The 18,820-nt window shown below is 73.4% G+C and carries 17 protein-coding genes; 7 read left to right on the top strand and 10 right to left on the bottom strand.

Going from position 1 to position 18,820, the window contains the following annotated elements; genetic code table 11:
- The first annotated feature begins 44 nt into the window (after positions 1 to 44).
- Entirely contained in the window at positions 45 to 1,259 is a 1,215-nt protein-coding gene (locus ABD901_RS27765; protein WP_345130743.1) for an MFS transporter, read from the top strand.
- Here ABD901_RS27765 and ABD901_RS27760 read toward each other — a convergent pair whose 3' ends face one another.
- Genes ABD901_RS27760 through ABD901_RS27735 form a run of 6 tightly spaced genes read right to left on the bottom strand, consistent with a single transcriptional unit; the run spans position 1,260 to position 7,050 of the window.
- The gene (locus ABD901_RS27760; protein WP_345130740.1) at positions 1,260 to 1,754 is read right to left on the bottom strand and encodes a flavin reductase family protein; all 495 of its coding nucleotides are present in this window, start codon (positions 1,752 to 1,754) and stop codon (positions 1,260 to 1,262) included.
- Positions 1,751 to 2,842, bottom strand: a complete 1,092-nt coding sequence (locus ABD901_RS27755) for an LLM class flavin-dependent oxidoreductase (protein ID WP_345130738.1) — start codon at positions 2,840 to 2,842, stop codon at positions 1,751 to 1,753. The genes ABD901_RS27760 and ABD901_RS27755 overlap by 4 nt, the downstream gene beginning before the upstream one ends.
- The gene (locus ABD901_RS27750) at positions 2,839 to 3,882 is read right to left on the bottom strand and encodes an LLM class flavin-dependent oxidoreductase (RefSeq protein WP_345130734.1); all 1,044 of its coding nucleotides are present in this window, start codon (positions 3,880 to 3,882) and stop codon (positions 2,839 to 2,841) included. The genes ABD901_RS27755 and ABD901_RS27750 overlap by 4 nt, the downstream gene beginning before the upstream one ends.
- Positions 3,879 to 5,201, bottom strand: coding sequence for an NtaA/DmoA family FMN-dependent monooxygenase (locus ABD901_RS27745; protein ID WP_345130732.1), 1,323 nt, complete (start codon positions 5,199 to 5,201; stop codon positions 3,879 to 3,881). Before ABD901_RS27745 ends, ABD901_RS27750 begins: the two co-directional genes overlap by 4 nt.
- Positions 5,198 to 6,223, bottom strand: coding sequence for an LLM class flavin-dependent oxidoreductase (locus ABD901_RS27740; RefSeq protein WP_345130730.1), 1,026 nt, complete (start codon positions 6,221 to 6,223; stop codon positions 5,198 to 5,200). Before ABD901_RS27740 ends, ABD901_RS27745 begins: the two co-directional genes overlap by 4 nt.
- Entirely contained in the window at positions 6,220 to 7,050 is an 831-nt protein-coding gene (locus tag ABD901_RS27735) for a glutathione S-transferase C-terminal domain-containing protein (RefSeq protein WP_345130728.1), read from the bottom strand. The genes ABD901_RS27740 and ABD901_RS27735 overlap by 4 nt, the downstream gene beginning before the upstream one ends.
- Before the next feature lie 197 nt (positions 7,051 to 7,247).
- On the opposite strand from ABD901_RS27735, the gene ABD901_RS27730 reads away from it, so the two are divergent.
- Genes ABD901_RS27730 through ABD901_RS27705 form a run of 6 tightly spaced genes read left to right on the top strand, consistent with a single transcriptional unit; the run spans position 7,248 to position 13,516 of the window.
- Entirely contained in the window at positions 7,248 to 8,867 is a 1,620-nt protein-coding gene (locus tag ABD901_RS27730; RefSeq protein WP_345130726.1) for an ABC transporter substrate-binding protein, read from the top strand.
- A gap of 2 nt (positions 8,868 to 8,869) precedes the next feature.
- Positions 8,870 to 9,790, top strand: coding sequence for an ABC transporter permease (locus tag ABD901_RS27725; RefSeq protein WP_345130724.1), 921 nt, complete (start codon positions 8,870 to 8,872; stop codon positions 9,788 to 9,790).
- A 5-nt stretch (positions 9,791 to 9,795) separates the two neighbouring features.
- Entirely contained in the window at positions 9,796 to 10,644 is an 849-nt protein-coding gene (locus ABD901_RS27720) for an ABC transporter permease (protein WP_345130722.1), read from the top strand.
- On the top strand, positions 10,644 to 12,254 hold the full coding sequence (locus ABD901_RS27715; RefSeq protein ID WP_345130720.1) for a dipeptide ABC transporter ATP-binding protein: 1,611 nt from the start codon (positions 10,644 to 10,646) through the stop codon (positions 12,252 to 12,254). The genes ABD901_RS27720 and ABD901_RS27715 overlap by 1 nt, the downstream gene beginning before the upstream one ends.
- Before the next feature lie 57 nt (positions 12,255 to 12,311).
- Entirely contained in the window at positions 12,312 to 12,686 is a 375-nt protein-coding gene (locus ABD901_RS27710) for a hypothetical protein (RefSeq protein ID WP_345130717.1), read from the top strand.
- 59 nt (positions 12,687 to 12,745) lie between these two features.
- On the top strand, positions 12,746 to 13,516 hold the full coding sequence (locus ABD901_RS27705) for an SDR family NAD(P)-dependent oxidoreductase (protein ID WP_345130715.1): 771 nt from the start codon (positions 12,746 to 12,748) through the stop codon (positions 13,514 to 13,516).
- A 72-nt stretch (positions 13,517 to 13,588) separates the two neighbouring features.
- Here the strand turns inward: ABD901_RS27705 and ABD901_RS27700 are convergent, their stop codons facing one another.
- Genes ABD901_RS27700 through ABD901_RS27685 form a run of 4 tightly spaced genes read right to left on the bottom strand, consistent with a single transcriptional unit; the run spans position 13,589 to position 18,658 of the window.
- Positions 13,589 to 14,947: an NtaA/DmoA family FMN-dependent monooxygenase gene (locus ABD901_RS27700; RefSeq protein ID WP_345130713.1), complete on the bottom strand. Its 1,359-nt coding sequence runs from the start codon at positions 14,945 to 14,947 to the stop codon at positions 13,589 to 13,591.
- Positions 14,948 to 14,971: 24 nt separating this feature from the next.
- The gene (locus ABD901_RS27695; RefSeq protein WP_345130711.1) at positions 14,972 to 16,162 is read right to left on the bottom strand and encodes an LLM class flavin-dependent oxidoreductase; all 1,191 of its coding nucleotides are present in this window, start codon (positions 16,160 to 16,162) and stop codon (positions 14,972 to 14,974) included.
- Positions 16,159 to 17,364, bottom strand: coding sequence for an LLM class flavin-dependent oxidoreductase (locus ABD901_RS27690; RefSeq protein ID WP_345130709.1), 1,206 nt, complete (start codon positions 17,362 to 17,364; stop codon positions 16,159 to 16,161). The genes ABD901_RS27695 and ABD901_RS27690 overlap by 4 nt, the downstream gene beginning before the upstream one ends.
- A gap of 10 nt (positions 17,365 to 17,374) precedes the next feature.
- The gene (locus ABD901_RS27685) at positions 17,375 to 18,658 is read right to left on the bottom strand and encodes an NtaA/DmoA family FMN-dependent monooxygenase (protein ID WP_345130707.1); all 1,284 of its coding nucleotides are present in this window, start codon (positions 18,656 to 18,658) and stop codon (positions 17,375 to 17,377) included.
- Between the last annotated feature and the right edge of the window lie 162 nt (positions 18,659 to 18,820).

Raw genomic sequence — 18,820 nt, 5'->3', positions numbered from 1 at the left:
CGAGCAATTTGTTCGAAACCGAACAAACATCGGGGAATCGCATCGTGCGTGCGTTCCAGTCGCTGCGCGATCCGCGGTACCGCTGGTGGTTCATCTGCCAGGTGTTCTCCTCGTCGGGCTCGATGACGTCGGCGGTGGCCACGTCGTGGCTGGTGCTGCAGCTCACCGAGAGCCCGATCTCCATCGCCCTGGTGTCCGCGCTGACGTTCCTGCCGTCGCTGCTCGGCGGCGCGTGGGCCGGCAGCGTGGTCGACCGGCTCGACGCGCGGCGGTTGCTGCTGGTCACCAACTGCGTGTTCGTGGTCCTGGCCGCGGCGCAGACCGCGCTGGTCGCGACCGGAACGGTCGAGCTGTGGATGCTGTTCGTGTTCGCCGTGCTCAACGGCACCGTGCTCGCGCTGGACAACCCGGCCCGCCAGATCTACGTGTTCCGCCTCGTCGGGGCGACCCGCCTGGCCAGCGCCGTCGGCCTGTACGAGGTGATCCTCAACGCCGCCCGGGCGATCGGGCCGGCGATCGGCGGGCTGCTGCTGGCCACCGCGGGGATCGCCGCCTGCCTGGCGTTCAACGGCCTGACGTACGTGCCGACCATCGCGGTGCTGGTCATGCTGCGCCCGGCCGCCGAGGCGCCGCCGGCGAAGGCGCCGCGCCGGCCGCACGACATCCGCGCCGGCTTCGCCGCCGTGCGGCGCAGCCCCGTGATCCTGTCGTGCATCGCCATTGCCGGCGCCACCGGCATGGTGTTCAACCTCGGCACGACGACGTCGCTGTTCGCGACCCGGACGCTGCACCTGGGCGGGGGCGGGTTCGGCGCGCTCATGGCCTGCTTCGGCATCGGCGCGCTGCCGGGCGCCGTCATGGCGGCCAGCTCCCACGGCGCGCCCAGCCCGCGGCTGGTGCACGCGCTGACCGCCGCGACCGCGGGGTCGGTGCTGCTGACCGCGCTGGCCCCGAACGCGGCCAGCGCGTTCGCCGGGATGGTCCTGATCGGCTTCTGCTCGATCTGGCTGGTCGCCGCGGCGAACACGCTGGTGCAGCTGTTGGCCGCGCCCGAGGTGCGGGGACGCGTCATGGGCATCTGGTCCATGGCGCTGCCGGGCGCGAACCCGATCACCGGCCTGTTCTCCGGCGCCACCGCCCAGGTGTACCCCCGCGGGGGCATCGGCCTGGCCGGGGTCGTGCTGTTCGCCGCGGTCGCGGCCACGTGGGCGGCATTGCGGGGCAAGGCCGCGTACCCGCAACCGGCGGTCAGTCAGTGATCATGCCGCCGCCTGCAGGCGGCCGAAGGTGCTGCGGTGGAAGACCAGGGGCGCGGCCGTGTGGTCGGCGTCGAGGTCGTGCACGCGCAGCAGGATGATGGCGTGGTCCCCGGCCGGGTACTCGTTGTAGACGGTGCAGTCCAGCCAGGCGCAGGCGCCGTCGAGGAGGATCTCGCCGCCGTTGCTGGTGCGCCAGGTCGCGCCGGCGAAGCGGTCCACGCCGCGGCGGGACAGCTGGCGGCCCAGGTGCTCCTGGCCGGCGCTCAGCACGCTCACGCCCAGCCGGCGGGCGCGGCGCAGGACCGGCCACGTCGTCGAGGTCCGGGCGATGCAGACCGACACCAGGGGAGGCTCGAGCGACACCGACGTGAACGAGCTCGCGGCCAGGCCGACCGGCTCGCCGTCGACGATCGCGGCGACGGCCGTGACGCCGGTCGGGAACGTGCCGAAGACCCGGCGCAGGTCGGCTGCGGACAACAGCGTGGGTGCGGTCATGACCACTCCTTGGCCAGCAGCTCGAACGAGCGGACGCGGTCGGCGTGCTCGTGGGTGATGGTGGTGACGAGCAGCTCGTCGGCGCCGGTGACGCGCTGCAGGGTCCGCAGCCGCTCGGCGACCTCGTCCGGCGCGCCGGCGAACTGGGTGTCCAGCCGGTCCTGCACGAGGGCGCGGTCCTCGACCGTCCACCGCGCGGCGGCGGCCTCCTCGAAGGTCGGGTACGGGATCGCGCCGCGACCGGTGCGGATGCTGCGCACCCACAGGCCGTAGCCGGCGGCGAGCCGCGTCGCCTCCTCGGCGGTCGGTGCGACGACCACGTCGGCCGAGACGAGCACGTGCGGGCGGTCGAGGACCTCCGACGGGCGGAACGCGGCGCGGTACGCCTCGACGGCCTGGAGCACCGTGGCCGGGCTGACGTGGTAGTTGGCGGCGAAGGGCAGGCCCCGCTCTCCGGCGACGGTGGCGCTCTGCCCGGCGCTGCTGCCGAGGATCCACAGTTCGACATCCGCGCCCTCGCCGGGCGTGGCGTGCACGTCGAAGCCCTCGTGGGTGAAGGTGCCGCCGATCAGCCCCTGGATCGCGTCGACGATCTCGGCGAAGTCCGGCGTCACCGCCCCGGGCTGCTGCAGGAGCTTGGCGCGAGCGGCCCACCGCGGCGAGGCGGCCAGCGTGGAGAAGTCGAACGGCGCCGGAATGAGCAGGCCATCGACGAATCCGGGTGCTTGAGCAGCGCCCGACGGGGAACCGCGCTGGCCCGACCGGCCGAGGCCGAGGTCGATCCGGCCGGGGTACACGGCCGAGAGCAGCCCGAACTGCTCCACGATGGACAGCGGGGTCTGATGGCCGACCTGCACGGCGCCGGAGCCGACCCGGATGCGGTCGGTGGCCGCGGCGATGAGGCCGATGAGCACGGCCGGCGCGGCGCTGGCCACGCCGTCGGCGAAGTGGTGCTCGGCCACCCAGTAGCGGTGGTAGCCGAACGACTCGGCGTGCCGGGCCAGGTCGACGGCGTTGCGCAGCGCCTGGCCGACGTCCCCGCCCGAGGCGACGGGGGCCAGGTCGAGGATGGACAGCGGTACGGTCATGGCGTCGCCACCTCCGGTGTCGGGAACGGCCGGCTGGGGATCTCGCGGCGCAGCACCGGCGCCACCTCGGCCTGGAACAGCTCCAGCGACGCGCGGTGCTGCTTGTCGGTGAGCCCGTCGGCGTCGGCCTGCACGTGCATCACCTCGTGGCCGAGCCGCTGGCGGTAGCGGTGGACCTTGTCGATGATCTGCTGCGGGCTGCCGACGAGGATGGAGCTGCGCTCGATCGCGTCCTCGATGGTCGGGAAGACCGGCTCGATGCCGACGCGGCGGAAGGTCTCGAGGCGGGCCTCGTAGACCGGGCGGTACACCTCGACGGCCTCCTGCGACGTGCGCGCCACGTAGAGGCCCGCGCTGCCGGCGCCGACCAGCGCCCGCTGCGGCGGGTGGCCGTGGAAGGCGAGCCGCTCCCGGTAGTGTGCGACCAGCTCGGCGTAGGGCTCGACCGGGTTGGTGACGTTGGCGGAGAACAGCGGGTCGCCGTGCAGGGCGGCGAGCTCCACCGACGCCTTGCTGGTGGCGCTGCCGTGCCAGATGCGGATCCGCTGTTGCAGCGGCCGCGGCAGCGCCTCCGCGTCGACCAGGGACGGGCGGAACTGGCCGGACCAGGTGACCCGGTCCTCCCGCCAGAGTTTCGTGAAGAGTTCGTACCCCTCGCGGTTGCGATCCCACTGGTCCTCGGCGGTGACGTGGAACAGCTGGGCCTGTGCGGCGCCGTTGCCCTTGCCGACGATGAGCTCGAGCCGCCCGCCGGACAGGTTGTCCAGCGTGGAGTAGTCCTCGAAGGCGCGGACCGGGTCGAGCAGGCTCAGCGTGGTGACGGCGGTGAACAGCCGGATGTGGCTCGTGCGGGCCGCGATGTGGCTGAGCACGACCGGCGGCGAGGAGGAGATGAACGGCCGCTCGTGCCGCTCGCCGACGCCGAAGCCGTCGAAGCCGAGCTGCTCGGCGAGGATCGCGTTGTCGACGACCTCGCGCAGACGCTCGTGCGGCGGCTTGCGGCGGTCGTGGACGATGAGCGTGATCGCGAGGAACTTCATGACGCCAGGCCCAGGTGGCCGCGCAGGGTCGTCGTGGTGTACGCGGTGCGCAGCACGCCGCGCTCCTGCAGCAGCGGCACGACCGTGTCGACGAACTCGTCGAGGCCGCCGGGCACGACGTGCGGCACGAGGATGAAACCGTCGGCCGCGTCGTTCTGCACGAACTCGTTCAGGGTCGCGGCGACCGCCTGCGGCGTGCCGATGAACGTCTGGCGCCCGGTGACCTCGATGATGAGGTCGCGGATGCCGAGCTTGCGCTCCTCGGCGATCGCCCGCCACTCGTTGGCGGTGGCGATCCGGTCCGGGTACATCCCGGCCCGGCCCTTGATGATCGTGTCGTCGTCGAGCACCGGGTCGAACGGCGGCAGCGGCCCTTCGGGGTCGAGGTCGCTGAGGTCCTTGTTCCACAGCTGCTCCAGCAGCAGGATCGCCGTCTGCGGGCTGACCTGCTGCCGGCGCACGTGGTGCGCCCGCTCGTGCGCGTCGGCCTCGGTGTCGCCGAGCACGAACGTGCTGGCCGGCAGGATCTTCAGCTCCTCGGGGCGCCGGCCGTGGGCGGCCATGCGGCCCTTGACGTCGGCGTAGAACGCCTTGCCGGACTCGAGCGTGCCGTGCCGGGAGAAGATGGCGTCGGCGGACCGTGCGGCGAAGTCGCGGCCCTGGTCGGAGTCGCCGGCCTGGATGATGAGCGGGCGGCCCTGCGGGCTGCGCGGCACGGCGAAGTGACCCTCGATGTCGACGTGCCGTCCCTTGTGGACGAACGCGCCGGGGTAGTCGTGCCGGGTGAACCGGCCGGCGGCCCGGTCGGCCACGATCTCGTCGGCGTCCCAGGTGTCCCACAGCTCGCGGACCGTGTGCAGGACCTCCTCGGCGCGGCTGTACCGGTCGGCGCGGTCGAGGTAGCCGCCCCGGCGGAAGTTCTCGCCGGTGAACGCGTCCCACGACGTCACGACGTTCCAGCCGGCCCGGCCCTCGGAGAGGTGGTCGAGGGTGGCGAGGCGCCGGGCGAGGTCGTAGGGCTCGTTGAAGGTCGAGTTGACGGTGCCGGTGAGGCCGAGGTGGGTCGTCACCGCGGCGAGGCCGCCGAGCACGGTCAGGTTGTCGGGCCGGCCGACGACGTCGAGGTCGTGGATGCGCCCGCGCTGCTCGCGCAGGCGCAGGCCCTCGGCGAGGAAGAAGAAGTCGAAGAAGCCGCGCTCGGCGGTGCGGGCGAAGCGCTCGAACGAGGCGAACTCGATCTGGCTGCCGGCCTGCGGGTCGCTCCACACGGTGGTGTTGTTCACGCCGGGGAAGTGCGCCGCCAGGATGACCTGCTTCATGCCGAGACCTCCGCGCGGGCGTAGCGGCTGGCCGGCCGGGGCAGGCCGAGGTGACCGCGCAGGGTCGTCGCGGTGTACTCCCGCCGGAACGCGCCCCGTTCGCGCAGGACCGGCAGCAGTCCGTCGACGATCGCCGTGAGGTCGCCGGGCAGCACGCCGGGGCGCAGCCGGAAGCCGTCGAGGCCGGCGTCGCGCCACTCGAGCAGCAGATCGGCGAGCTGCTCCGGCGAGCCGGCGAAGACGTGCGCGTCGCTTTCGATCTCGGAGTGTGCGCCGAGGAACACCACGAGGTCGCCGAAGACCTTGACCGGCCGGTCCGTCAGCGACCGCACCGAGGCGGCGTGCGCCGGGTCCACGACGTAGACGACGTCGGCGGCGGCCGCGGCGAACTCGAACGCCGCCGGCCCGTGCGCCAGCGCGGTCACGATCGGCTGGCCCTGCGGCGGGCGCGGGGTGATCGACGGGCCGCGGACGCTGAAGTGCCGGCCGGTGAAGTCGACGTAGTGCAGCTTGTCCCGGTCGATGAACCGGCCGGTGGGCGCGTCGCGGATGACGGCGTCGTCCTCCCAGCTGTCCCACAGCCGCCGCACGACCTCGACGTGGTCGGCGGCCTCGGACAGCAGGTCGGCGGCGTCGGCCTCCGGCTGGTGGGAGACCTGGGCGCGCCAGCCGGCGCGGCCGCGGCTGAGGTAGTCGAGGGTGGCGAGCTGGGTGGAGACGTGGAACGGCTCGGTGTGGGTGACGCCGATCGTCGGCACGAGCCCGATGCCGGTCGTCACCGGCGCGATGCGGGCCGCGATCAGCAGCGCGTCGAGGCGGCCCTGGACCCGGTCGGCACGGCCGGTGATGTTGAACGAGTCCTCGATCGTGACGAAGTCGAGGCGGCCCCGCTCGGCCTCGCGGACCAGCGACAGCCAGTACGCCGGCGTGAACAGCTCGGCCGGGCGGGCGCCCGGGTCGCGCCAGGCGTCCGGATGCCAGCCGGCGCCGTCCAGGGCGACGGCGAGGTGCAGCTCGCTCATGCGAGGCTCCCTTCCGGGCGCGGTGCGGACGCGCCCCAGTCGAGGTCGCCGGCGCCGGTGTCGCCGAACGTGGTGAAGTCGGTGGTGTCGCGGAATGCCGGGACGGTGTAGAGGTCGCGGGCGTAGGCCCACAGGTTCGGCCAGTCGGTCAGGCCCTCGCCGTAGCGCACGAGCGTGACCCACAGCCGGATGTCGGCCTCGGTGATGCCACTGCCGACGAGGTACCGCCGGGAGGCGAGCCGCTCGTCGAGCGCGGCGTAGCGGGAGCGGGTCTCGTCCTCGCCGACGCCCGGCACGAGCCAGGCCGTCAGCTCCTCGATCTCGGCGCGCAGCGGCTCCGGGTAGGTCTCCACGACCGGCTCGGCGACGTCGCGGAACTTCGTGGCGAAGTCGATGCCGATGGTGCGGTAGTCGTTGCTGAGCACGGTGCCGGTCGACCGGTCCCACAACGTCGGCACCGAGATGTGCCCGTCGAAGCCCGGCTCGGTCTTCTCGTACGCCTGGCGCAGCAGGGCGAACCCGTTGACCGGATCGGGGCCGTAGCGCTCGCGGAACGCCCAGCCGCGCCCGTCCCGGGCGTTGTCCACGTACGACACGCTGACGGCATCGTGCAGGCCGGCGAGCTCGCGGGCGATGGTGACGCGGTGCGACCACGGGCAGAACCAGCCCGCGTAGACGTGGTAGCGGCCGGCGGCGCCGTATTCGATGCGGCCGGTGAATCTGTAGAGGGGGCGCTGGTCGCCGGGCGGGCGGTTGATGCGGTACTCCCCGTAGGCGGTCGTGTCGACGGGGCTCGCCAGACGGCTGGAGCGCGGCAGGTTCGGCATGGTGTGTACCTCCGTAGGTACCGGAGCAAATTGCCGACTAATCCTACGTGGAAGATATGGTTTACGGTAGGGCTTCGTGACGCGGACCTCGCTTCGTTGACTTGCGCCGATCCGCGCTGCTGGACTGGCGGGACCGGCGCGACCGCTCACGGCGAGTCCGGCGCCCTCCCTTCTTGCTGCCTGCCCAAGGATCTCCCATGCGTAGATTTGCTGCCGTCATAGTCGCCGCCGGCCTGCTCCTCGCCGGCTGCGGCGGCGCCGCTGCCGACCCGGCCGCCGACGCCGGCGCGCCGCTCCAGGGCGGCTCGCTGACCTGGGCCGTCGAGACCGAGCCGATCACCTTCAACCCGCACCTGTACGCGCAGGCCAAGGCCCGCCTGCTGGTCTGGAACAGCTTCGAGGCGCTGCTCACCCACGACGACAAGGGCGGGTACCTGCCCTGGCTGGCGCGCTCCTACGACGTATCGGCGGACGGCCTGACGTACACCTTCAAGCTCCGCGACGACGTCACTTTCCACGACGGCGAGAAGTTCGACGCCGCCGCGGTGAAGGCCAACCTCGACCAGCTGTTCGTGCCCGGCTACGCCCCGGGCGTGACCGCCACCCAGCTCAAGAACTTCAAGGACGCGCAGATCGTCGACCCGACCACGATCGCGGTACACCTGAAGCAGCCCGACGTGCTCATCCTCGACTTCTTCGCCTCGCCGCAGGGCGCGCAGATCTCGCCGAAGTCGCTCAAGAGCCCCAACCTGAAGGCCGGCGGCCCCGACGTCGTGGGCACCGGCCCGTTCATCCTGGACCGCTACACCAAGGGCCAGGAGGTGCACTACAAGAAGAACCCCGCCTACAACTGGGCCCCGGCCAACGCCGGCCACCAGGGCGCGGCCTACCTCGACGGAATCACCTACCGCTTCCTCAAGGAGTCCTCGGTGCGCGTCGGCGCGCTGACCTCCGGCCAGGTCGACGTCATCGAGGGCGTCCCGGCGACCGAGCAGGGCCTGGTCAAGGCCGATCCCAACCTGCAGTTCGCGCAGCACCTCAACAGCGGCACCGCCTACAACTACTACTTCAACCAGACCCGCGCCCCGTTCGACGACATCCGGGTCCGCAAGGCCTTCCGCGACGCGGTCGACGTCGACGCGGTGCTGCAGGGGGTGTACCGCGGCACGGCCACCCGCGCCTGGAGCATCCTCAGCCCGTCGGGCCCGTTCTACGACCCGTCGCTGGAGAAGAGCTACGGCAACAACGCCGCCGAGGCCAACAGCCTGCTCGACCAGGCCGGCTGGGCCACGAAGGACGCCGACGGCTTCCGCACCAAGGACGGCAAGCGCCTCACCGTGCGCATCGTGCTCTCCGCGCCGTTCGTGCGCGACAAGCGCGACATCCTCGCGCAGGCCGTGCAGGCCGCGGTCAAGCAGTCCGCCGGCATCGACCTGCAGGTGAAGGTCGTCGACCAGGGCACCGCCACCGACGCGCTGAACAAGAACGAGTTCGAGGTCTTCGACAACTCCCGCGCCGACACCGACGCCGGCGCCGCGCTCACCCTCATCGTGCCCAAGGGCGCGCCCATCAACCGGCACGGCTTCACCAGCGCCGACCTGGAGTCGCAGATCGCCACCGCGGCGGCCACCACCGACACCGCGAAGCGCAAGGACGCCTACGTGGCCGTGCAGCGCGCCCTTAACGACAACGCGACGCTGCTGCCGCTCTACGCGCCGGCGGACCAGATCGCCGCCCAGAAGAGGATCGGCGGGCTCGGTTTCGAGCCCACGGCGGGGGTGCCCGCCAGCGCATACAACGTCTGGATCGGCAAGTAGCGATGTGGCGAGCCGTCCTGCGACGTCTCGGCAGCGGGGCGGTGGTCCTCTGGGCCGCCGCCACCGCGGCCTACCTCGCACTGCACCTGGCACCGGGCGACACCGTCGACACCCTCGTCGGCGACGGCCCGGACACGCCGCAGATCCGCGCCCAGATCGCGGCCGACCTCGGCCTGAACCGCCCGGCCGTGGTGCAGTACGTCGCCTACCTGTGGCGCCTGCTGCACGGCGACTTCGGCCGCTCCTACATCCTGCAGCGACCCGTCGCCGACATCATCGCCAGCCAGGTCTGGCCGACGGTGAAGCTGACCCTGGTGGCGAGCGCGTTCACGGTCGTCATCGCGGTCGGGCTGGCCCTGGTGAGCACCGGGCGGGGCCGCTGGGTCCGCGGCCTGGTCTCGGCCCTGGAGCTGTCGGTCGTCTCCGCGCCCGGCTTCCTCATCGGCGTGCTGCTGCTCAGCGTCTTCTCCTTCCGCCTCGGCTGGTTCCCGGTCTCCGGCGACCGCGACGCCTCCGCGCTCGTGCTGCCCGCCCTCTCCCTCGCCCTGCCGCTCGGCGGCCTGCTCAGCCAGGTCATCCGCGAGGGCCTGGAGCGGGCGCTGGACGAGCCGTTCGCGGTCACCGCCCGGTCCCGCGGGCTGACCCGGCAGGCGCTGCTGTGGCGGCACGCGCTGCGCCACGCCCTGCTGCCCGCCGTCACCCTCGCCGGCACGCTCATCGGCTTCCTGCTCAGCGCCGCCGTCGTCGTCGAGCGCGTCTTCGGCCGGCCGGGCCTCGGCCAGGTCGCCACCGACGCGGTCGGCACCAAGGACATCCCGGTGGTGCTGGCGGTGGTGATGCTCTCGGCCGCGATCTACGTGGCGCTGAGCACCGTCGCCGACCTCGCGTACCTGCTGATCGACCCGCGACTGCGGAAGGGCTGAACCTCATGGACGTCACGCTGCCGGTACCCGCCGCGGCGCCCGCCCGCCCGGGCCGGCTGCCGGCCGGGCTGCCGATCGCCGGGCTGTTCCTGGCGCTGGTCGCCGTCGCCGCCGTCGCGCCCGGGCTGCTCACGCACACCGACCCGCTCGCCGCCGACCCGATGGCCGCGCTGCAGGCGCCGAGCGCCGCGCACTGGTTCGGCACCGACCAGCTCGGCCGGGACGTGTTCACCCGGACCGTGTACGGCGCCCGCTACTCCCTGTTCATCGGCCTCACCGCGACCCTGCTGTCCGTGCTGGCCGGCGGCGTGCTCGGGCTGCTTGCCGGCCTCGCGCCCCGCGCGGTCGACGAGGTGATCAGCCGGGCGCTGGACGTGCTCTCGTCGTTCCCCGAGGTGCTGCTGGCGCTGCTGTTCATCGCGTTCACCGAGCCCGGCACCCCGAGCCTGATCCTGGCCATCGCCCTGGCGTTCGCGCCGCGCTACGGCCGGATCGTGCGGGCGCAGACGCTGCTGGTGCGCCGCGCCGGCTACGTCGAGCAGGCGGTCACCTTCGGCCTGTCCCGCGCCCGCCTGGCCTGGCGGCACATCGTGCCCAACGTGCTCGGCCCGCTGCCGATCCTCGCCACCATCGGCCTGGGCACGGCGATCGTCAACGCCTCCGCGCTGTCCTTCCTCGGCATGGGCCCGCAGCCGCCGTCGCCGGAGTGGGGCGCGATGCTCTCGGAAAGCCGCAACTACCTGCGGGTCGCCTGGTGGTCGGCGATCCTGCCGGGCGCAACGCTCACCGTGACCGTCATCGCGCTCACCGCCGTCGGCCGCCGCCTGCAGGCCCGCTTCGAAGGGAGGCGCTGATGGCGCCGCTGCTGTCCGTGCAGGACCTGCACGTCACGTTCCCCGGCCCGGTGCAGGCTGTGCGGGGCGTCAGCTTCGACATCGAGCCGGGCGAGTGCGTCGCGCTGGTGGGGGAGAGCGGCTCGGGCAAGAGCGTCACTGCGCGCACGCTCGTCGGCCTGGCCGGCCCGGCGGCCCAGGTGCGCGCCGCCCGGCTGACCCTCGACGGCCGCGACACCCTCGGCTTCGGCGAGCGGGACTGGCGCCGGCTGCGCGGCCGGGTCGCCGGCCTGGTGCTGCAGGACGCCCTCGTCTCGCTCGACCCGCTCAACACCGTCGGCGCCGAGATCGGCGAGGTGCTGCGCGCGCACGGCATCGGCCGCCCCGCCGACCGCCCGGCCCGCGTCGCCGAGCTGCTGTCGGCGGTACACGTGCCGGATCCCGAGGAACGAGCGCGCCAGTACCCGCACCAGCTCTCCGGCGGCCTGCGCCAGCGGGCGCTCATCGCCTCCGCGATCGCCGCCGACCCGCCGCTGCTCATCGCCGACGAGCCGACGACCGCGCTCGACGTGACCGTCCAGGCCCAGCTGCTCGACCTGCTCGCCGAGCGTCGCGCCGCCGGCTCCACCGTGCTGCTGGTCAGCCACGACCTCGCGGTGGTGTCCCGGATCGCCGACCGGGTGCTCGTCATGCGCGCCGGCGAGATCGTCGAGCAGGGCCCGACGGCCCAGGTCCTCGCCGCGCCCGCGCACCCGTACACCCGGCTGCTGCTGGCCGCCGTGCCGACCGCTGAGTCGCGCGGCCGGCGCCTCAGCGTGACCGAGCCGGAGCCGCTGCCGCCGCGCAACGTCGAGCCCGACCGGATCGTGCTGTCCGCGTCCGGGCTGCACAAGTGGTACCGCACCAGGCACGCCGTCGACGACGTCTCCTTCACCCTGGCCCGCGGCGAGACCCTCGGCGTCGTCGGCGAGTCCGGCTCGGGCAAGACGACCGTGGCCCGCATCGCGCTCGGCCTCGTCGAGCCGTCGGCGGGCACGATCTGCCTCGGCAGCGGCTCCGGGCAGGTCGACTGGACCGGCGTGCCCGAGCGCCGCCGCCGCCCGCACCGCCGGCGCCTGCAGGTCATCGCGCAGGACCCGCTGAGCTCGTTCGACCCGCGGTACACCGTGGAGCGCCTCGTCGGCGAAGCGCTCCTCGAGCGCGGCCGGGCTCGCCGCGACCGCGTGGTGGAGCTCCTCGAGCGGGTCGGGCTCGGCGCCGAGCACCTGGGCCGTCACCCGCGGGCCCTGTCCGGCGGGCAGCGCCAGCGGGTCGCGATCGCCCGCGCCATCGGCCCCCGCCCGGACGTGCTGGTCTGCGACGAGCCGGTGTCGGCGCTGGACGTGTCGATCCAGGCCCAGGTCCTCGACCTGCTCGCCGACCTGCAGGCGGCCGACGGCACCGCGCTGCTGTTCATCTCCCACGACCTGGGCGTGATCCACCACGTGGCGGACCGGGTGCTGGTGATGCACGACGGACGGGTGGTCGAGCAGGGCCCGGTCACCGACGTGTTCACCGATCCGGCCCACGAGTACACCAAGTCCCTGCTGGCCGCCGTGCCGACGCTCGACAGGGTGAGTAACGGTACCTAACCCGATCTGAGCACGACGACGGATCATCGGCGCCCGGCCCGTCGATACCGTCGAACCGTGACCGACGCTCCGCGCACTCGCTCCTCCCGGCCCGCCGTCATCCTGCGCGGCCTGGGGACCGTCCTCGGCTGGCACGCGCTGCTGGTCGCCGCGTTCGTGGCCTGGGTGCTGGTGCTGCCGAGCGAGCACAGCGGCGCCGGCTGCGACGGCCTCGGCTGGGGCTGCACGCCCAACCCGCGCGACGGCGCCATCGTCGTCGGCATCGTCTTCGGCATCCCGGCGGTCGCCGCCACGCTGCTCGTCGCGGGCCTGGCGGCCGCCGCGCTCGGCGCCCGGGCCCGTTCGGGCCTGATCGCCGGGACCGCCGCCACGTTCGGCACCTGGCTGGCCGGGGTAGCGGGCGTCCTCGTCTGGGTCCAGGCCCACGCCTGAGCGGCGGGCCGTAAGTAGACTTGTCAGATAGGATTACCCGGCTACCTCGGGAGGCCGGTTTGAGTGCATCGCGCAAGGCGGTCGTGGTGACGGCCGCCGGTAGCGGCATCGGGCGCGCCGCGGCGGAACTGTTCGCGGAGCGCGGCTTCGGGGTCGTGGCGGTCGACAACGACCCGGAGCGCCTCGCCGGACTGTCCGGTGTGGACGGCGTCGCGACGCTGCTCGGCGACGTGGCCGAGGAGCGCACCAACCGGGAGATGGTGGCCCTGGCCGTCGACCGGTTCGGCCGGCTCGACGCCGCGGTGCTCAACGCCGGCGCGGGCGGGGCGCCGCCGCTGGAGGACGACGGCGCGATCGCGGCGCTCGACGCGATCCACGCCGTCAACGTCCGCGGCGCCGCGCTCGGCATCCGCGCGGCGGCGCCCGCGCTGCGCGCATCCGGCGGCGGCGCTGTGATCGTGACCGCCTCCGTCGCCGCTCTGCGCGGCGACCCGCACACGTGGGCGTACAACACCACGAAGGCCGCCGCGGTGAATCTGGTGCGCTCGGCCGCCCTCGACTACGCACACCAGGGCATCCGGATCAACGCGATCGCGCCGGGCCTGACCCGCACCGCCCGCAACGCCGCGGTGCACGACGACCCCGAGCGCGCCGCCGACCTGACCCGGCGCATCCCGCTTGGCCGCTGGGCCGCGCCGCGGGAGCAGGCCGAGGTCATCTGGTTCCTGGCGTCCCCGGCCGCCTCCTACATCACCGGCGAGGTCATCGTCAGCGACGGCGGCCTCAGCGCGAGCAACGGCCTGTTCCTCCCGCCGGCTCCCGCCCCATGAGCGAGGAGGCGGTCAGTCCGCCCGGTCGAGCTGGTGCTCGGCAACGCCGACAGCGCGGCCGTGTGCGCTCGTCTACACCGCGACGCGCTCGGCGAGGGCCGGCAGGCCCAGGTTGTCGCGCAGCGTCGTGCCCTCGTAGTCGGTGCGCAGGGAACCGCGCTCCTGCAGCAGCGGCACCACCTTGTCGACGAACTCGTCCAGGCCGGTCGGCGTCAGGTGGGAGCCGATGATGAAGCCGTCGGAGCCGTCCTGCTGCACGAAGTCGTCCAGGCGCTGGGCGACCTGGGCCGGCGTGCCCACGAACTCGGTGCGGCCGAAGACATGGATCGCGAGCTCCCGCAGCGTGTAGCGGTTCGCCTCGGCGATCGCCCGCCACTCGGCGACGGTCTCGGACGCGTTCTGGTGGATGCGCGCCCGGCCCTGGATGACGGGCGGGTCATCGGGCGCCGGCTCCACGTCGGGCAGCGGCCCGTCGGGGTCGTAGCCGGACAGGTCGCGGTTCCAGACGGTCTCGAGCAGGATCTGGGCGCCGCGGCCGCTGATCTGTGCCCGGGCGATCTCGCGGTGGCGCTCGACGGCGTCGGCCTCGGTGTCGCCGAGCACGAAGGCGGCGCCGGGCAGGATCTTCGTCGAGCCGGGCGGGCGGCCGTGCCGCGCGGAACGCTGCTGGATGTCGCGGTAGAACGCCTGCGCCTCGGTGAGGGTGTGGTACGGCGAGAAGATCGCGTCCGGGCCGCCGCCGCTGGCGAACTCCCGGCCCTCGGCCGAGACGCCGGCCTGCAGGATGACCGGCTGCCCCTGTGGGCTGCGGGGGACCGCGAACCGGCCGCCGATGTCGAACTGCCGCCCGCTGAAGGCGAACGCGCCGGCGTCGGCGCGGCGCAGGAACCGCCCCTCCTCCTGGTCGGCGACCACGTCGCCGGCATCCCAGGAGTCCCACAGCCGCCGGGCGGCGGCCAGGAACTCCGCGGCCCGCACGTAGCGGTCCTCGCGCCGCAGGTAGCCGCCCCGGCGGAAGTTCTGGCCGGTGAAGGCGTCGGAGGAGGTGACGATGTTCCAGCCCGCCCGGCCGCCGGAGAGGTGGTCGAGGCTGGCCAGCTGCCGGGCGAGCTCGTAGGGCTCGTTGAAGGTGGCGTTCACGGTGGCGACGAGCCCGAGGTGCTCGGTCACCGCGGCCAGCGCGGTGAGCACCGTGATGGCGTCCGGGCGGCCGATGACGTCCTGGTCGAAGATCTGGCCCTGCCGCTCCCGCAGGGCCAGGCCCTCGGCGAGGAAGAAGAAGTCGAACCGGCCGCGCTCGGCGGTCACGGCGGCGTGCCGGAACGAGGCGAAGTCGATCTGGCTGCCGGCGGCCGGGTCCGACCATACGGTCTGGTGGTTGACGCCACCGAGGTAGTGGCCGAGGATGATCTGCTTCTTGGGTCGGCTCATGTTCATCGATCCGTTCGGAGGCGGTTACGCGGCCTGGTAGCGGCTGGCGGGACGGGTCAGTCCCAGGTGGCCGCGCAGGGTGGAGGCGGTGTACTCGGTGCGGAACAGGCCCCGGCGCTGCAGCTGCGGCACGAGCAGGTCGGCGATCGCGGTCAGGTCGTGCGGGAGTGCGCCCGGGCGCAGCCGCACCCCGTCGTAGCCGAGCCGGTGCAGCTGTTCGATCTGGTCGGCCAGCGTCTCGGCGGTACCGGCGAGAATGCGGGCATCCGAGAACAGCGGGGCGCCGTCGAGGGCGTCCAGCCGCTCCTTGCGGGCGGCGGCCTCGCCGGCGCCGGGGTCCAGGAAGACGACGAGGTCGGCGAAGACCTGCAGCTCGCCGTCGCGCCCCGCGGCCGCGACCTCGGCGCGGACCTCGTCGAGGATCTGCCTCGCACCGGCCTCGTCGTGCGGGGTCACGAAGACGACGTCGGCCTGCCGGGCGGCCAGCCGGTAGGGCACCGTGGCGTGCGCCAGGACGCTGACCACCGGCTGGCCCTGGGGCGGCCGCGGCGTGATCGACGGCCCGCGCACCGAGAACCAGCGCCCGGCGAAGTCGATGTGGTGCAGCTTCTCGCGGTCGACGAACCGGTCCGTGGCCGCGTCGCGGATCTCGGCGTCGTCCTCCCAGCTGTCCCACAGCCGCCGTACCACGTCGATGTAGTCCGCGGCCTCGTCGAACCGCTCGGCGACGAACCGCTGGATCTCGGGCGTCTCCAGCAGCTCGAGGCTGAGCTGCGGCAGGTCGCGGCGGCCGAACAGCGCCGCCTTCCTGCCGAGGCCGCCGGTGCGGAACTGCACACCCGCCCGCCCGGAGCTGACGTAGTCGAGCGTGGCGATGTTCTTGGACGTGTGGAACGGCTCGGTGTGCGTCGTGGTCACCGTCGGCACGACGCCGATGTGCGCCGAACCGGGCGCGACGCGGGCCGCGACGAGCAGGGCGTCCAGCCGGCCCCGGACCTGGTCGGTGCGGGCGTCCGGGGCGAAGTGGTCGGCGGACTGGATGGTGAGCGCGTCGTCGATCGTCGCGAAGTCGAGCAGGCCGCGCTCGGCCTCGGCGAGCAGGCCGGTCCAGTAGCCGGCGGTGAACAGCTCGCGCGGCCGGGCGTCCGCGCTGCGCCACGCGGCCGGGTGCCAGCCGGCGCCGTCCAGGGCGACGGCGAGGTGCAGGTCGGTCACTGCGGTGTCCCTTCGAGGTGGCCCCGGCGCGCCCACTCCTCGGCCAGCAGGCGGTAGGAGCGCACCCGGTCGGCGTGGTCGTGGGTGATGGTGGTGATCGCCAGCTCGTCGGCGCCGGTCGCGTCGCGCAGCTGCTCGAGCTTGTCGGCGACGGTCTGCGGCGAGCCGACCAGCTGGGTCTCGACGCGGTCCCGGACCAGCTCGCGGTCCTCGGGGCTCCACTCGTGGCGGGCCGCCTCCACGGGTGTCGGGAACGGAATCGCGCCCTCGCCCGAGCGGATGCTGCGCACCCACAACCCGTAGCCGGACGCAAGGACGGCGGCGCGCTCGTCGGTCTCGGCGACGACGACGTCCGCGGACACCGAGACGTGCGGGCGGTCCAGCTCCGCGGACGGGCGGAACGCGGCCCGGTACGCCTCGACGGCGTCGATGACGGTGCTCGGGCTGTGGTGGTAGCTGGCCGCGAACCGCAGGCCCCGCTCGCCGGCCACGGTCGCGCTGGAGCCGCCGGACGCGCCGAGGATCCACACCTCGACCGCGGCGCCCTCGCCGGGATAGGCGCGCACCGCGACGCCGCCGGGGGAGACGTACGTGCCGGCCAGCAGCGCGAGGATGTCGCTGATCTGGGAGTCGTAGTCGGGGGTGTAGGCGCCGGGCTGCTGCAACAGGTGCAGCAGCGTGGCCACCTTCGTCGCCGACGTGGCCAGCAGACGGCCGAAGTCGTACTGCTTGGGCAGCAGCAGCCCGTTGCCGGTGCGCTGCTCGGTGTCGTGCGCGCCGCCGCCGCGGTTGGCCGCATACGCCGACACTGCAGCGGTCACCGGCTGCCCGTTGCCGCCGTCGGCCGGGGCCGGTTGCTGCCGGCCGATCGAGCGGCCCAGGCCGAGGTCCAGCCGGCCCGGGTACACCGCGTCGAGCAGCCCGAACTCCTCGACGGTGGCCAGCGGCTGGCGGTGGCCGAGCTGGACGCCGGCCGAACCGACGCGGATGGTGCTCGTGGCGCCGGCGACCAGCGCGATGGAGACGGCCGGCGAGGCGCCGATCACGCCCGGGTTCAGGTGGTGCTCGGCGAACCAGTACCGCCGGTAGCCGAAGCGCTCGGCGTGCCGGGCGAGGTCGACGGCGTTGCCGACCGCGGTCGCGTTGCTGGCACCGCTGCTGCGGGGTATCAGGTCCAGGACGGCCAGGGGCGTGGTGCTCATGCGGGTCCTCTCACAGGGGCAGGCTCAGGTTGTCGCGCAGGGTCGGGCCCAGGTAGTCGTCCTTGACGATGCCGCGCTTGCGCAGGTGGTGCAGCAGGCCGTTGACGACGTAGTCGTGCTGGACCGGGTCGTGCAGGCCGCCGACCGACAGCACGTCGAGCACGCCGGCTTCGAACCGCTCCTCGACGGCGTCGGCGAGCTGCTCGGGGGTGCCCGCGACGCTCCAGTGGCCGGTGTCCTGCGCCGCGATGATGAGCTCGCGCAGCGTGTAGCCCTGCCGGATGTACCCGCTGAAGATCTCGACGCGGCCGCGCCGCCGGTGCACGGCGGACACGTCCGGCAGGAGGCTCTCGGGCAGCGGCGCGTCCAGTGGCGCCTCGGACAGGTCGACGCCGCCGCCGAGCATGTCGGCGACCAAGGCCCGGCCGGCCTCGAAGTCGATCCCGTCGTGGCGTTCCCGGACCAGCCGTCGCGCCTCCTGCTCGGTCGCGCCGAACGTGGCGTGGAAGGAGCTGAAGACGAGCGGCAGGCCCGGCCGGCGGCCCAGCTCGGCCGCTCGGGCGCGGATCCGGTCGGTGTACTGCCGCGCACTGTCCATCGTGGACAGCGCGGTGAAGACGACCTCGGCGTAGCGGGCGCCGAGCTCGATGCCGTCCGCCGACTGACCGGCCTGGACGAGCACCGGGCGGCCCTGTGGCAGCGGCGGGATGTTGAGCGGGCCGGCGACGCTGAAGTACCGGCCGGCGTGGTTGATCGGCCGCACCCGGCTCGGGTCGAGGACGGCCCGCCCGTCCGGGCCGGTCCGCAGCGCGCCCGGGCCCCAGCTGTCCCACAGCGCGTTGACCACGTCGAGGGTCTCGGCCGCGCGCGCGTAGCGCTCCCGCGGGCCGGGCAGTTCGCCGGGGCCGAAGTTCTCCTCGCCGATCGACGACGTGACGAGGTTCCAGGCCGCCCGGCCGTTGCTGACGTGGTCGAGCGTGCCGAAGAGCCGGGCCAGGTTGTACGGGTGGTGGAACGTGGTCGACACCGTCGCGATGAGCCCGATGCGCGAGGTCACCTGACTCAGCGCGGAGACGTACACCAGCGGCTCCTGCGCCCCGATCGTGCCCTGCGCGCCGAAGGTCAGCAGGTCGGGCACGAACAGCGCGTCGATGCGGGCCGCCTCGGCGAGCTCCGCCACCCGGCGAGCGGTGTCCACTGTGGACTTCTCGGGGTCGAGGGCCAGCTCGTACGGGCCGGGGTGTCCGCCCGCGCCGGTGACGATGGCGAGGGTGCGTGGTGGACGTGCCGTCATGCCGAGACAGTATTCCGATCGACAAAGTATGAAAATATGTCGGCGGTCACAGTGCCCGCGACGGAATGCGCGGCCGGGCGGTCGGGTTCACGCCGGTATGACAACGATCGGACTCATCGGCAGTGGCAGGATCGGCGCCACGGTGGCCCGGCCGGCGATCGC

Origin of the sequence: Dactylosporangium darangshiense (assembly GCF_039537565.1) — a bacterium.
Classification (GTDB): domain Bacteria; phylum Actinomycetota; class Actinomycetes; order Mycobacteriales; family Micromonosporaceae; genus Dactylosporangium; species Dactylosporangium darangshiense.
This window is presented reverse-complemented; position numbering and strand designations above follow the sequence as displayed.

Bases quoted from the DNA above. Each gene is read 5' to 3' on its own strand.
- ABD901_RS27760 (WP_345130740.1), bottom strand. From the start codon at position 1,754: ATGACCGCACCCACGCTGTTGTCCGCAGCCGACCTGCGCCGGGTCTTC.
- ABD901_RS27755 (WP_345130738.1), bottom strand. From the start codon at position 2,842: ATGACCGTACCGCTGTCCATCCTCGACCTGGCCCCCGTCGCCTCGGGC.
- ABD901_RS27750 (WP_345130734.1), bottom strand. From the start codon at position 3,882: ATGAAGTTCCTCGCGATCACGCTCATCGTCCACGACCGCCGCAAGCCG.
- ABD901_RS27745 (WP_345130732.1), bottom strand. From the start codon at position 5,201: ATGAAGCAGGTCATCCTGGCGGCGCACTTCCCCGGCGTGAACAACACC.
- ABD901_RS27740 (WP_345130730.1), bottom strand. From the start codon at position 6,223: ATGAGCGAGCTGCACCTCGCCGTCGCCCTGGACGGCGCCGGCTGGCAT.
- ABD901_RS27735 (WP_345130728.1), bottom strand. From the start codon at position 7,050: ATGCCGAACCTGCCGCGCTCCAGCCGTCTGGCGAGCCCCGTCGACACG.
- ABD901_RS27730 (WP_345130726.1), top strand. From the start codon at position 7,248: ATGCGTAGATTTGCTGCCGTCATAGTCGCCGCCGGCCTGCTCCTCGCC.
- ABD901_RS27725 (WP_345130724.1), top strand. From the start codon at position 8,870: ATGTGGCGAGCCGTCCTGCGACGTCTCGGCAGCGGGGCGGTGGTCCTC.
- ABD901_RS27720 (WP_345130722.1), top strand. From the start codon at position 9,796: ATGGACGTCACGCTGCCGGTACCCGCCGCGGCGCCCGCCCGCCCGGGC.
- ABD901_RS27715 (WP_345130720.1), top strand. From the start codon at position 10,644: ATGGCGCCGCTGCTGTCCGTGCAGGACCTGCACGTCACGTTCCCCGGC.
- ABD901_RS27700 (WP_345130713.1), bottom strand. From the start codon at position 14,947: ATGAGCCGACCCAAGAAGCAGATCATCCTCGGCCACTACCTCGGTGGC.
- ABD901_RS27690 (WP_345130709.1), bottom strand. From the start codon at position 17,364: ATGAGCACCACGCCCCTGGCCGTCCTGGACCTGATACCCCGCAGCAGC.
- ABD901_RS27685 (WP_345130707.1), bottom strand. From the start codon at position 18,658: ATGACGGCACGTCCACCACGCACCCTCGCCATCGTCACCGGCGCGGGC.